7 protein-coding genes and 1 pseudogene are annotated in these 14,998 nt (G+C 41.8%); 5 read left to right on the top strand and 3 right to left on the bottom strand.

What is annotated here, in order from left to right; all coding sequences use genetic code 11:
- Positions 1 to 107: 107 nt before the first annotated feature.
- Positions 108 to 1,244: a tRNA 2-thiouridine(34) synthase MnmA gene (mnmA, locus tag Bovatus_RS16985; protein WP_004298311.1), complete on the bottom strand. Its 1,137-nt coding sequence runs from the start codon at positions 1,242 to 1,244 to the stop codon at positions 108 to 110.
- A 53-nt stretch (positions 1,245 to 1,297) separates the two neighbouring features.
- Between mnmA and Bovatus_RS16980 the strand changes: the two genes are divergently transcribed.
- The 3 genes from Bovatus_RS16980 to Bovatus_RS16970 all read left to right on the top strand — a co-directional run bounded on the left by Bovatus_RS16980 (position 1,298) and on the right by Bovatus_RS16970 (position 8,891).
- Positions 1,298 to 4,138, top strand: coding sequence for a DEAD/DEAH box helicase (locus tag Bovatus_RS16980; RefSeq protein ID WP_004298312.1), 2,841 nt, complete (start codon positions 1,298 to 1,300; stop codon positions 4,136 to 4,138).
- A 145-nt stretch (positions 4,139 to 4,283) separates the two neighbouring features.
- Positions 4,284 to 6,872, top strand: coding sequence for a DUF4955 domain-containing protein (locus tag Bovatus_RS16975; protein ID WP_004322491.1), 2,589 nt, complete (start codon positions 4,284 to 4,286; stop codon positions 6,870 to 6,872).
- A gap of 21 nt (positions 6,873 to 6,893) precedes the next feature.
- A complete protein-coding gene (locus Bovatus_RS16970) occupies positions 6,894 to 8,891 on the top strand; it encodes a PL29 family lyase N-terminal domain-containing protein (protein ID WP_004298314.1) in 1,998 nt (665 codons plus the stop codon).
- 137 nt (positions 8,892 to 9,028) lie between these two features.
- Here the strand turns inward: Bovatus_RS16970 and Bovatus_RS16965 are convergent.
- Positions 9,029 to 9,245, bottom strand: a pseudogene (locus Bovatus_RS16965) (AAA family ATPase); the annotation flags it as partial.
- Between the two features lie 147 nt (positions 9,246 to 9,392).
- On the opposite strand from Bovatus_RS16965, the gene Bovatus_RS16960 reads away from it, so the two are divergent.
- Positions 9,393 to 10,205, top strand: coding sequence for a Cof-type HAD-IIB family hydrolase (locus Bovatus_RS16960; protein ID WP_004298316.1), 813 nt, complete (start codon positions 9,393 to 9,395; stop codon positions 10,203 to 10,205).
- A gap of 231 nt (positions 10,206 to 10,436) precedes the next feature.
- Positions 10,437 to 11,918 (top strand): cysteine--tRNA ligase, encoded by a 1,482-nt coding sequence (cysS, locus tag Bovatus_RS16955; RefSeq protein WP_004298317.1) that lies wholly within the window; start codon positions 10,437 to 10,439, stop codon positions 11,916 to 11,918.
- Between the two features lie 140 nt (positions 11,919 to 12,058).
- Here cysS and Bovatus_RS16950 read toward each other — a convergent pair whose 3' ends face one another.
- Positions 12,059 to 14,920 (bottom strand): chondroitinase family polysaccharide lyase, encoded by a 2,862-nt coding sequence (locus Bovatus_RS16950; RefSeq protein ID WP_004298318.1) that lies wholly within the window; start codon positions 14,918 to 14,920, stop codon positions 12,059 to 12,061.
- Positions 14,921 to 14,998 lie beyond the last annotated feature (78 nt).

The following is a 14,998-nucleotide window of genomic DNA, read 5'->3' as shown; positions in this document are numbered from 1 at the left end:
GCACCTCTCCAATTTCTTTCAGGCACGGATTATGCGAATTACATGGATAAAGTTTATTCTCTTTCCGTGTTTATCCGTGTAATCCGTGCCTAAATTATGTCGGCTAATTACCGGGCGTTGACTATTATCCCTCCTCCCAATAATAAGCCATCTTTATAGAATGCAGCAGCTTGTCCCGGAGCAATGGCGGTTAAAGGCTCATGAAGTTGCACATGCAGTAGATGATCTGGTGTAATGGTAATCGTAGCATGGTTTTCCTGTTTGCGATACCGTATTTTCACAATGATGTCAGAATGCCCTAAAGTACGCTCCTGATTGACAAGATTCCAGTCTTTCAACCACATTTCTGTTTTCTCCAGAGCTGAAAGAGAAGCTAATACTACTTCGTTCTTTTCAGGATTAATCTCTTTCACAAATACGGGACGGTTCAAATGAATGCCCAAGCCACGTCTCTGTCCAATGGTATAAAAAGGATAACCCTCATGCCAGGCAATAAAATCTCCCTTTTCATCGACAAACCTTCCTCGTTTCACTTTATTGAGTCCTGCCTGATTACTTCCAACCAATGCTTGATTCTCCCCCATCATCTGCTCTTCTTCTGCCAATGCCTCATTATTTTGAGCCAACCAGTTTTTCAGAAAAGTTCGATAGTCCATTGGGCAAAAACAAACGCCTATACTATCCTTTTTAGTTGCCACCTTCTGGAACCCATGTTCCGCAGCCCAGACACGAGCTTCCACTTTCGTAATATCCCCCATCGGCAACAACATCCTGCAAAGAATATCTTGTTTCAATCCCCATAGAAAGAAGGTTTGATCCTTATCCGAGTCGGCAGCGTATGTTATATAAAAGGTATTATTTAGTTGTATATTCTGTGCATAATGCCCGGTAGCGATATAGAAAACACCCATTTCATCGGCAATTTTAGCAAGCAGAGGCCATTTCAGGTAATTATTGCACAATGTACAAGGGACCGGAGTCCGTCCTGCCAGATACTCCTGCACAAAATATTCAATAATCTGTTTACTGAATATTTCACGGGCATCGTATGTTATATGCCGTATTCCTAAACGTTCTGCCAGATTACGGGCATCTTCCAGATACTCTGTCGAGCCATTCAATTCATAAAAACGGAAGGTTACTCCGATCACTTCATAACCGGCTTCCAGCAATCGCATAGCAGCAACAGAACTATCTGTACCGCCACTCATTCCAAGCAATACTCGTTTGTTTTCCTCCATCATGCTGCAAAATTAAGTATTTTCCCGTATCTTTGTTTGTTAAAGTCTAAAAGAGAATGAAAGAGAGACCAACTAACGGACAAGTTATAATCGTTTTCACAGACCATCCGATACTCGGCATATTGCTGATTCCCTATATTGCGGAAAAGCTGGACGATGGTACCTTGCAATTGGTAGAACAAGCATTTCACGCCTCTCCCGAAGCTATGAGCAAGATGAGTGAGTCAGAAAGACAAGCTATTCATATCGCCTCTTATTATACAGAGAAGCATCTAATGAGAGTCTACTCCCGCGAAAAAACAGTATCGCGTTTTTTACATAAATTATCCGAAGATCCGGAACGAATAAAGAATGATATCCGTCCATCTATCGAAAAGAAACTGTTGGAAATGCTGATACTGATACGGGACAACGGACTGCCTTTTTATCAGAAACAAGCCGGCAGTAAAATACTATACGCCCATCATGCCTATCACATAAATCCTCATAATGCAGAAATTCGTGTAACGTTTCATGTTGACAATAAAACGTTTCGTTATCAGTTGCAGTGCTATTATGAAGGACAGCCATTCTCTTTAAGTGAGTTGAAACCTGTGGTTGTACTGACATCCGCACCAGCCACGCTATTATTGGGAATGGAGCTATACTTCTTTCCGCACATTGAAAGCGCACGCATCTTACCTTTTACAAAGAAAAGATCGATCAGCGTAGACGCTTCCCAAATTGAAAAATACATAGATAACATTGTTATCCCGATTGCTCGTTATCATGAAATCGAGACTCACGGTTTGAGTATAATGGAAGAGAAATGCCCCTGTGAAGCAATTCTCTCATTCGAAGATACCACGTACAACGGACAAGCATTGCAGCTTGGTTTCCGTTATGGAGATCAGACATTTACATCGGATAGTGCCCTTGAAATGAAAAAAATCATTTATCGGAAAACATCCGGTGAAATCTTCTTTTTTCGCCGGAACATTACTGCTGAAGAACAAGTCGTTCAGCTCTTAACGGATGCAGGCCTGCAACAACTCAATAATACACATTTCAGCCTATCCCCTGAAGCTCCGGAGAAAACGATCGTCGAATGGATCAACAGCCATCGGGAGATGTTGCAGCAGTCCTTCCATCTCACCAGCAATATGGGAAACACACCTTATTGCCTGGACGAGATACGCATCGAGCAAAGTTGTGACGATGAGGTCGACTGGTTTGAATTGCACATCACCGTTGTTATCGGCAATCTACGTATTCCTTTTTCACGCTTCCGCAAACATATCCTGGAGGAAAAGAGAGAATATCTGTTACCTGATGGCCGCATGATTCTCCTGCCAGAGGAATGGTTCAGCAAATATGCGAATTTACTAGAGATGGGAATTCAAACGGAAAAAGGAATCCGCTTGAAACATACATTTGTAGGTGCCGCACAGACCGCCTTAGGTGAAGAGGAATTAAAGAAATTTCCGGTGAAGCAACAGATACAAAATATTGCCGTACCCAAAAACCTCAAAGCAACGTTACGTCCCTATCAGCAGAAAGGATTCTCATGGATGGTACATTTGCATAAACAAGGATTTGGCGGATGCCTGGCAGATGACATGGGGCTTGGGAAGACACTCCAAACTCTTACTCTATTACAGTATATATATAAACCATCTACCCCCAGACAACCGGCTACCCTGATCGTTGTCCCCACATCGCTACTTCATAACTGGCGACGGGAAGCCAAACGCTTTACAGCACTCTCGATGGCGGAATACAACAACACCATGGCTATAGACAAGGAACAACCGGAAAAATTCTTCGGTCATTTTCACTTGATCTTTACGACGTATGGCATGATGAGGAATAACATTGATATACTCTGTTCATACCGTTTCGAATACATCGTGCTCGATGAAAGCCAGAATATCAAAAATAGCGAATCGCTCACCTTCCGGTCAGCCATTCGACTACAAAGTAAACACCGGCTTGTACTTACTGGCACTCCCATCGAAAACTCATTAAAGGACCTGTGGGCTCAATTTCACTTTATACAACCAGACTTACTGGGTACGGAAAATGCTTTCCAAAAGCAGTTTATAATGCCGATTCGTCAGGGGAATGCCCGTGCAAAAGTATTATTGCAACAACTGACAGCCCCATTTATCCTCCGTAGAAGCAAGAAAGAGGTAGCTCCGGAACTTCCGGCACTTACCGAAGAGACCATCTACTGCGACATGACTGAAGAGCAGAATACTTGTTACGAACAGGAGAAAAACAGCCTGCGCAACATCCTTCTTCAGCATCCTCAAAGTACCGACAGGCTTCATTCGTTTAGTGTATTAAATGGCATCTTACGTTTACGACAACTATCTTGCCACCCGCAACTTATCCTTCCCGACTATACCGGAACATCCGGAAAAACGGCACAGATAATCGAAACATTCGATACGCTACAGAGCGAAGGCCACAAAGTTTTAATTTTCTCCTCATTCGTCAGACATCTGGAGGTGCTCGCCGAAGCTTTCCACGAACGGGGTTGGAAATATGCCTTATTAACAGGATCGACCAACAACCGTCCTTCCGAAATCGCCCATTTCACCGATCAAAAAGACGTCCAGGCATTCCTGATTTCACTAAAAGCAGGAGGCGTGGGACTTAATCTGACTCAAGCCGACTATGTATTTATCATAGACCCCTGGTGGAATCCTGCCGCCGAATCGCAGGCGATCGCCCGCGCCCATCGTATCGGGCAGGACAAGCAAGTAATTGCTTACCGCTTCATTACCCAAAACAGTATCGAAGAAAAGATTCTTCACCTACAAGATGAGAAACGGAAACTGGCAGAAACATTTGTTACTGATAGTGAGCCATTACCTATATTAAGCAACGAGCAATGGGTAGACCTGCTCTAATAATACATAAAGTCGCAATCTATCACAGAGACGTGTAAAATGTATTATTTCATCGTATTCCTGAATTTTTTTATCCATATACTCTTATTTTATCCGGTTATCTTTGCCATTGTGAAAATTATAAATAACCCGAAATAATAAACGTATGAAAAACAGGAGCATTACCTACCTATTACTATTTGGTATTTGCAGCATGTTGGCAATCATGCAATCGTGCCAGAAAACAGATGACCTGGAAGCAGACATCAATTCTCTGAAAGACCGTGTCGCTGCTTTGGAAAAAGCAACGGAAGGACTGAATACTTCATTTGCCAGTCTGCAAGCCCTTATGCAAAAAAACAAAGTCATTATCGGAATTACTCCGACTAAAGATGGTCTGGGATATTTGCTGGAACTTAGTGACGGAACAAGCATTAAAGTCATGGAAAGTGAAGCAGTACAGGCGTCTGTCCCTGAATTTTCCGTAGACGAAGAAGGCTACTGGATATATAAAACAAGTAATAATACTAATTTCAAATATCTGCCAGGAGCCGATGGAGAGAAAGTATCAGCATGGCCCCGTGATGAAGAAGGCAATGTGGTGGCAACTCCATTAATCAGCGTATCTTCCAGTGGATATTGGCAAGTGAGCTACGATAATGGACAAACGTATACAAGCTTAGGAACTAAGGCCGAAGGTGGAAGTCAGGGAGGAACCAGTATATTCAGTAAGGTAGAATATAATGAAGCAAACCATACTTTCTCATTCACATTATCCGATGGAGGAAAAACATATACCTTTCCGGTAGATGACACCTTTGGACTGATAATTTATGGTCTCAATGATGCCGACAGCGAACAAACTGTGCAGGTTTTCGCCCCCAATGAGAATCATAAGGAATATAAAGTAGAACAGAATGACGTACAACAAGCCGTAGTACAAGCTCCCAAAGGATGGAATGTTCTTTTATCCGAGAACTTGTTAACTATCACACCACAAGCAACTGCGACAAAGGATATGGAAGAAACTATTAAAATTGTACTGACTTCATCAAAGAATTATATCCGTATTGTATCTATTGAAGTTAAACAACTTTCCAGCGAAGCCGGAGCAGAAGCCTGGCAGCAGTTTGTTAACGCTGACCAACAGAATGTGTTATTAGACTTTTCATACGCCGGATATAAACATGGTGAAATAGCACCTCCTGAAACAGAAACATTAATAGCACAAGGATATAAAGTATATGATGTTACAGATCCCAAATACGGAGCTATCCCAAACGACGGCAAATCTGACAGAGCAGCTTTCATGAAGGTATTGGAAGAAATAGCAAGTGAAACAAAGCAAGAAGACCTCAATATGACCGACCGATATATCAAGGAAAATGCTAAAGCTATTATCTACTTCCCCGAAGGAAATTATATCCTGCAAGATGAGGATTCTAAAGATCGCAGAATTCGTATATCAATGAGTGATATTGTTTTAAAAGGAGCCGGAAGAAACAAAACAACACTCGAAATGACTGCTGCAAATAATTCTCCGAAACCAACAGAAGAAATGTGGAATGCTCCTGTCATGATGGAGTTCAAACACAATACAGGATTAAAAGAATCAATAGGTGTTATCACTGAAGATGCTCCCATAGGCAGCAGAACCATAACAGCCAGTTTAACCGGAGTAAGCGCAGGCAGTTGGGTATGCCTTGTATTGGAAAATACGGATGACAATGTAATTAACTCCGAATTATATCCACACAAATGGGAAGATATTAAGATACAGCAAGGCGGTACTCCCAATATCAAGACAAAAGGGATTCAGATATACGAATATCATCAGATTGAGAAAATCAGTGGTAATAGTGTCACCTTCAAAGAGCCGATCATGCACGCCATCAATAAAGATTGGGGATGGAATGTACATAAATTCGCCAATTATGCCAATGTGGGTGTAGAAGACCTTACATTCAAAGGACATGCCAAAGAAAAATTCATCCATCACGGCTCTGACATTGACGATGGTGGTTTTAAGCTCATCGATTTTGTGCGTCTGACCAATTCGTGGATGCGCCGGGTTAATTTTGAGAGTGTTAGTGAAGCCATGTCAATCACAAATTCTGCCAACTGTTCTGCTTATGACATCACTATTGGCGGTAATCGTGGACACGCCTCTATCCGTTCACAGGCTTCTTCCCGTATCTTTATTGGAAAAGTAACTGAAAACAGCAATGGCTACACACTTAGAAAAGGAGAAGGTGAAAGCACATTGATGGAATATAAAACGAACGTTGGCCAATATCACGCTTGCGGCGTTTCAAAGCAAAGTATGGGTGCTGTAATATGGAATGTTAGATGGGGAGATGATTCTTGCTTTGAATCACATGCCACACAGCCACGTGCAACACTAATCGACTGCTGTTCCGGTGGTTTCATGCATTGGAGACAAGGAGGAGACTCTGCTCAAATGCCTAATCACATGGAGAATCTGACAATATGGAATTTCTACGCAACAAATGCACAAACAGACCAGGACATCGATACAGGAGGTAAATTTACCTGGTGGGATGGTAACGGCTTTTGGTGGAAATTTATGCCTCCTATCATTGTCGGTTTCCACGGAAGTCCTTTAGATTTTGATGATACTCAAATGAAGCGGCTCGAAAGTAACGGAACTGCTGTGGAACCATATTCACTCTATGAGGCTCAATTACGTAAACGTTTGGGATATGTTCCTTCCTGGCTATCCTCTTTAAAATAATAACTTTAAAACAATATAATCATGAAAAAAGTATGGAGTATGTTCATGTTATTGGCTGTATGCCTGGTAGCATGTACCAACATTGACGATTTGGAAGATGATGTAGACGCACTGAAAAAGCGCGTTACCGCACTCGAAACACAAGTACGTGATATAAATAGTAATACTGAAGCTCTTCGCGAACTTTATAATGAAGGAACATTTATTACTAATATAGAGGAAAAGTCTGATTCCTACACACTCACTTTGAGCAATGGAAAGACAGTAAATCTATATATGAAAAACGATAATAACCTGTTATGCCCTATTATCGGTATTGATTCAGAAGGCTACTGGACTGTTCTTTACAACAAAAATGAAACTCCGGAGCGTCTGACTGTAAACGGACAACCTGTGAAAGCTAATGGAGAGAGTGGCAAGACTCCTACATTCAATGTAGATAGTGAAGGTTACTGGCAGGTTAGCTATGACGGAGGAAAGAATTATAGTTATATATACAAAGAAGGAACTAACGACAAAGTCAGCGCAACCGGTGACGGTTCTGCTCCGACAGAAGACAAAAACTTCAAGAGTGTAACAGTAGAAAACAACGAACTGGTCTTAGTACTTGCAGGTGAAGATGCTCCAACCATACGTATCCCTATCGTTCGTGATTTCGAATGTAGTTTTGCAGCCGAAGATTTAAAACAAGTACAGGAGTTTTCGGCAGGTGAAGTGAAAGAGTTTACCATGACCGTGAGAGGAGTAGAAAATACAATGATTACTGCTCCCGAAGGCTGGAGTGCTAAATTCTCTAAGGAAGCTGGAAAAGAAAATGTATTGGTTGTTACTGCTCCTGCATCAAGCGCAAAGATGATGACTCGTGCAACAGCTGATAACAGTACTGATATTGCGGTATTGGCAACAAGTGGAAAGTATGCTATGATTGCAAAGATTCAGGTTAGTATCAAGAATCGTACGGATTATAAGGCTGATTTTGATAATGGTAAAGACATTACTATCGGCGGCATCACCATCAACAACCAAATTTATTCAGATGCTGACATACAAATATTGGATGCAACAGATGCCGATGTAGCACTTGATACTTACTTTAGTGCCACAATGAGTAAACCAGTTATACTGTTCCTCACAGGTACAGCACACAATTTTACCACAGCCGGAGTAAAATCAATCAGTAATGATGTTATTATCATCGGTCAATATGATGACGAGCAAGTAACACTTCGTCCTGCTAATTGCTGGAAATCATGCAAAGGAAAGCTACTTTTTAAGAATATAAAAATAGATTTAAGTGATCTCAATGGAGGTAGCAATGCAGGTTACTTCATAAACAATGCAGGTATTACCAACAGTGGAGACTTCACTGACATATGCTTTGACAACTGTCTGATTGCGAATGTCTTGAAACCAATTTATTACGATGCAGCACAAAAGGGATATTTTGGTATAAATAACATTTCTGTTCAAGACACTCGTATTGAAGTTAATGCTATAAAAATTGCCTTGATAAATATATATAAAGGTTTCAATTTAGGAGATTATAAAACTTTCAACTTCAAGAACAATATTGTGTATAGCCAGACACCTCAAGAAGGCGTACAAATATTAAATTGGGCTGCAGGCAATACTCCTCAATCAGATGGTGTACTTTCTGCCGAAATTCTAAATAATACTTTTGTCAACATGGTAGGTAGCAATATATTCTTCAGATACCAAAAAGGAACATCATTGACTATAAGCAAGAATATCTTTGACGTAAGTCCAGAAGCAGAATTCGGCTCCTACTATTATTCTTTCTTAGAAAGTTGCACGCCTCAAATAGATGTAACCGATAATATCGTATATGGCTTAACCAAAAATTGGAATTATTATCATACAGGTTCTCAAGTTAAAGAACCAGCAAGCAGTAATAACATAACCAAGCACGCAACAGCTCCTATTACTCAATATGATTATGTAAATGGAATATTTACATTAGCTAGCGATGTAGCCGGTTATGGAGCAACAATTGAATAAAACTCTTTTACCAGTTTAATAATAAAAGCCGCATAACGAAAGTTATGCGGCTTTTATCTATCTAAATGTCATATCATCAATCAAGAAATCAGAAACAGGAGAAGCTACTACATCCTAAAAAATACGGGTCTGGTTCAAAAAGAAAGCCCCTGCATCTGATACATGACAGCGCGAGGACTCGAATATATCTAATACAGATGAACCTGTAAAAACAATATCCAACTTTGAATGATAATCGTAAATCAAATTAAGCTCTTTCGACCAATCTTTATTTTTATAAATTTCATCAATAAACAAGTACTTGCCTCCCATCTTTACAAAAGCATCTGCCAAGTCGAACAAACGATGGCAGGCTTAGATACGATTATTTGCACTATAATAGTGCAAATAACAAAACAAATTGCACTTTCACAGTGCAATTTCAGCTAAAACCACATCTTTTCCCCCACCACCTTGCAGAAAAACTTTTTTAATTTATCTTTGCATCCAAAACAACCCTACATGAAATACAAACTTATCGTGCTCGATCTTGACGGCACACTCACCAACTCTAAAAAGGAAATCACTCCCCGCAACAGGGAAACTCTGATACGTATGCAAGAGCAAGGAATACGACTGGTATTAGCTTCCGGTCGACCTACTTATGGTATTGTGCCATTAGCTAATGAGTTACGTATGAATGAATTCGGTGGATTCATCCTGTCCTATAACGGAGGAGAAATCATTAATTGGGAAACACAAGAGATGGTATATGAAAATGTGTTGCCTAATGAAGTTGTTCCAGTGCTCTACGAATGTGCCCGTACCCATCAACTAAGTATATTAACCTATGACGGAGCAGAGATAATAACCGAAAACTCTCAAGATCCATACGTATTAAAAGAGGCCTTTCTCAATAAAATGGCAGTTCGGGAGACAAATGACTTCCTGACAGACATCACGCTTCCCGTAGCCAAATGCCTCATCGTAGGAGATTCCGATAAACTGATTCCACTTGAAGCCGAACTTTGTCTCCGGCTGCAAGGTCGCATTAATGTTTTCCGTTCAGAACCCTATTTTCTCGAATTAGTCCCGCAAGGTATCGACAAGGCTCTTTCTTTGGCCGTCCTGTTAAAAGAAATAGGAGTAGCACGTGAAGAAGTTATAGCCATAGGTGATGGCTATAATGACCTATCCATGATTAAGTTTGCAGGATTGGGGATTGCCATGGGAAATGCTCAAGAACCTATAAAAAAAGCAGCAGATTACATCACCCTGAGTAACGAAGAGGACGGTGTAGCAGAAGCAATCAATAAGTTTTGCAATCAACAATAGCCAAACATCTACTGACATGCCGGCAGAGTTTTAGTTTCTCGGTGAGAAACCTTTGGTTTCAAGGAATGAAACTATTGGTTCCTCGGTGTGAAACTGTTAGTTTCATACCGGGAAACAAATCAAATTACCGGTAAAAACGATCCGACACTTAAAATCAACCGATTAAAGATAGGGCGCATATTCAGATTTTATACTAACTTTGCGGTTCCAATAAAACAAATATAAAATGTTATGGAACATCAACTTACCATTTACAACACCTTAGATAGAAAGAAAGAGTTGTTTGTACCGCTTCATGCACCTCATGTAGGCATGTATGTGTGCGGACCGACTGTTTACGGAGATGCCCATTTAGGACACGCCCGTCCGGCTATAACCTTCGATGTATTATTCCGCTATCTCACCCACCTAGGATATAAAGTACGCTACGTACGAAATATTACCGACGTAGGTCATCTGGAACACGATGCCGATGACGGAGAAGACAAGATTGCCAAGAAAGCACGTCTGGAAGAGTTGGAACCAATGGAGGTTGTTCAATATTTCCTGAACCGCTATCATAAAGCAATGGAAGCGTTGAATGTACTTTCTCCAAGCATTGAGCCACATGCTTCAGGACATATCATTGAACAAATCCAACTGGTACAGAAGATTTTGGATGCCGGATATGCCTATGAAAGCGAAGGCTCCGTCTACTTCGATGTAGCCAAATACAATAAAGATTACCACTACGGAAAACTTTCCGGACGTAATCTGGACGACGTATTAAATACCACCCGTGACCTCGACGGACAAAGCGAAAAACGCAATCCCGCCGACTTCGCCCTTTGGAAAAAGGCACAACCTGAACATATCATGCGCTGGCCGTCTCCATGGAGCGACGGTTTCCCCGGATGGCACGCCGAATGTACCGCTATGGGACGTAAATACCTGGGTGAACACTTCGATATTCACGGAGGAGGAATGGACTTGATTTTCCCTCACCACGAATGTGAAATCGCACAATCGGTAGCTTCACAAGGCGATGACATGGTTCACTACTGGATGCACAACAACATGATTACCATCAACGGAACCAAGATGGGTAAATCACTTGGCAACTTCATCACTCTGGACGAATTCTTCACCGGTACTCATAAGCTGCTGGCGCAAGCCTATACACCAATGACAATCCGTTTCTTCATCCTGCAAGCTCATTACCGCAGCACGGTAGACTTTAGCAATGAAGCACTGCAAGCATCCGAAAAAGGCCTGCAGCGTCTGATGGAAGCCATTGACGCATTGGATAAGATAACTCCCTCATCGACAACTTCAGAGGGAATCAACGTGAAAGAACTGCGCGCTAAATGCTACGAAGCAATGAATGACGACTTGAATACACCGATTGTCATCGCACAGCTTTTCGAAGGCGCCCGCATTATAAACAATATCATTGCCGGTAATGCCACCATCTCCGCCGAAGACCTGAAAGACCTGAAAGAAACATTTCATCTGTTCAGTTTCGACATCATGGGATTGAAAGAAGAAAAAGGCTCTTCAGATGGTCGTGAAGCAGCTTACGGCAAGGTAGTAGATATGTTACTGGAACAACGTATGAAAGCGAAAGCCAACAAAGACTGGGCTACTTCCGACGAAATCCGCAACACACTGACAGCACTCGGATTTGAAATCAAAGATACCAAAGACGGTTTCGAATGGAGACTGAATAAATAACAAGAAAAGAAAGTGCCCAACGCACCGTATAACTGCAGAGAAGACCGGCTCAACACGAACCGGTCTTCTCTTTTTTCATAGAAACATGATAACTAATACCCTCTCTTTAAATTCTTATTTTCTCTTATCTTATTCACTAATTATTTATTTTCCATGAGCATTTCAACCGGCTGTCCATGCTGACAAGTTACCGTCAGTACGGTCTGATCTCCCTGCTGTTCCAACCGGACATTTTCCATCGGACTTGTCAATGTCCAATGCCCTTTAAGCCGTATCTCCTTAGTAATAGGACGACTGGGTTCTTTCGTTGTATACGTCTTCTCTTCTATATTCAGATTCGGATCACAGACGCTTAAACGGATCCCCTTATCAGATTCTTTTGCATACATCACCATTGTTTCCGCAGGAATAGCCACGAACACTTTATCAGTGGCAGGCTGATAAGCTTCAAAAGCAGCATACGCCGTGATACCAGTCTTTTTATCATAAACAACGTGAGCTGTCTGATCCCGTTGCAACACCTCGTATGCAGGAGTTTTGCGCAGTTCGTCGAGATCGGAAGCAGAAGGCTGTATCAATACCATATATTCATAAGTCCCCTCTTTCGGCGCCTTGCCATGTTCTATCCAGGCAGAAGAAAATTTTCCCTTAGTAACTTCACGCGTCTTTTCGTGCCGTGATTCCTGTTCTGCCACCTGTGCGCGAACGGTTCCGTCCACTACATGATAATAATTGTCATAACCATCATGAAGCCAATAGTTATCCTCTCCTACTTTGGGCTCCTTACCATTATATTTTGTCTGGAAAAGAGTCGTTTCCGTAGGATAATCCGCATTGGAGTTCGAAATACCTGTTCCCAGGCAAACCATCCGGTTATCAAAACAGAATACGGATTTACGGGCCACAAAGTCTGGTGTGAAATTCTCATAATCCCGTTCTGCCAATTTCATAGCGAACATTCCATTTTTACCATCTAAAGAACTGCTTCCGGAGAAATTCTCTTTGGAGCGTGCCATAGTCGTTCCTTTCAATGGGCTATCAAGCAAATCGAAAGGCAAATGAATGGTAGTTGTACCCGGCAAACGGTTCCAGTCCCATCCCTCCTGCACAAAACCGCTTCCGGCACGTGACACGGGATTTCCTTTCCCCATAATCTGCACGGAGCCATAACTCTGATAACGTCCGTAACGGTTATCTTTCGTATAAATTTCAGAACCCCATACGTCAGTGGTATATCCTTTCAATGTCACCATCCAATCTGCACGACGGAAAATGCCTGCCGAACCATAGTTGTAAACGAAGAATCCCTGTGGAGCCTGTGCCGGTTGAATACCTTCCTTCTTGAAGAAACGCGCATTCGGAGTATCACTATTGCGTATCAGACGTAAATAGTCAGCAGCCAGACCACGATCAAACGTATTTCCCTGACCGGACAAATCGCCGGATAAAGCGATATTGGCAAATGCTTCGATATCATCGCTTCCCATCTTCCCTCCAAAAGGATGACGGCCACTGATTCCGATGCCCCATTCATAGAAATTGCAATAATTGCGCATAGCAATAAAGGCTGATTTCATGTGTTTGCGCGCATCTTCTGTCAGTTCAAAGCTTGTACCATTGGTAAATGCAATATATTCTCCTACAGTCGCAAGTACTCCAGTGGTATATCCCGGATAGAAACCGCCATGATGGAAAGTCGTACCGTCTACCTTTATACCACCGATCGTTCCCGGAGTATAACGCAAAGAAGAAGATAGCCAACGTGACAAACCACTCAACGCTTGCGCCTGTTCTCTTGCATCGGGAAACATCATAGCGGAAATAAATTTCGCCATCAATAACGTGTGCCAGGAATCCAACAATTCGTCACGTGTTGGAGAGCATGGCTGACGAGTTTCTTGCAGAGCCGCCCAAAAACGCAATGTGGAGAGATAAGCATCCCGATGAGGATGTTTATAGATAGCATCACGCATCAGCCAGGCAGTTGTATATATCTTACGTACCTGATAACCATAATGATGATTGGTACCCATACCGCTACCGTATGCAAATCCCTGATCGATAGCATAGTCGAATACAGTAAAGTAGTTTTTCTTTGATGTTTCGTTCTGGTTATAATAAGCATCATAGGCAAAGCCGGAAAGCATCGTTTCAATATCGTTCCATGACATTTCTCCTTTCTTCTTGTCCTGTTCATCAGGAGCAACAATAGGAGTTCCTATAAATCCCGTTCCGGCGATGGATGGACTGATAGCCGCTTTCTCAAATGTTTTATAGCCAGCATTAATCGGTCCTTGCGGAGCCTTTTTCACTTCCAGAAAGTCAGTCAAACGTTGTTCGATAGTCTTCAATTCTTTCTTTTGTTCGCTTGACAATTTAGAAGGCAGAGGGATATCATACGACTGTTGTTCCCATTTCCACACGAGACACCAATGCCATAGGTCACGATTAGACAATCCATTATTGGCAGGCAACTGCTGGTCGGGAGTAGTACGAAGATTCATTTTCTTTTCGGGGAAAGTCAAACGATCAAGAAAGATACGTCCTTTCCGTTGCGGGGCAACCAGTCGATAGGCTACGATTTTCTTATCTTTCTTATCTCCTTGCATATACTCAAAAGAGATCCAACAAGCCCGCCAACCTGCTGCCTGTAAACGATAAGAGAACCAATAAGAGACTTCTCCTGCCTTATTCAGAAACTCAAAACGAATAGAATCCTGCTGCGGTTTCTCATTATAAATCCACAAGGTAATGCCGAATTGCTTCTCATTTCTCGCATTCAACGATAAAGGAGCAATTTGAATGTCCAGCGTAGAACCAAGCTGAAAGTCCCATTCCAGACTACTTTCACCCTCCTTGTAAAAAAGAGAAGAGATTTTCACTTCTCCCTTTCCGGAAACTGTAAATGCTTCGGGCACTTCTTCTTCAAATCCGATGAGTTGAGCGAAAGCTGAAGGAATGATTCCCAAAAGGAATAATACTATAAAACAACTGTTTTTCATTACTATTTTCAATTTAAACGCGGATGCGGATTAACACCTATTATTGTCGCAGAGATTTACTCCTAAAATTGGCACTTA

It is taken from the genome of Bacteroides ovatus (assembly GCF_001314995.1).
In the GTDB taxonomy this organism is placed as follows: Bacteria; Bacteroidota; Bacteroidia; order Bacteroidales; family Bacteroidaceae; genus Bacteroides; species Bacteroides ovatus.
Note: the sequence above shows the minus strand (reverse complement) of the source record. Positions and strands in the feature narration are given on the sequence as shown.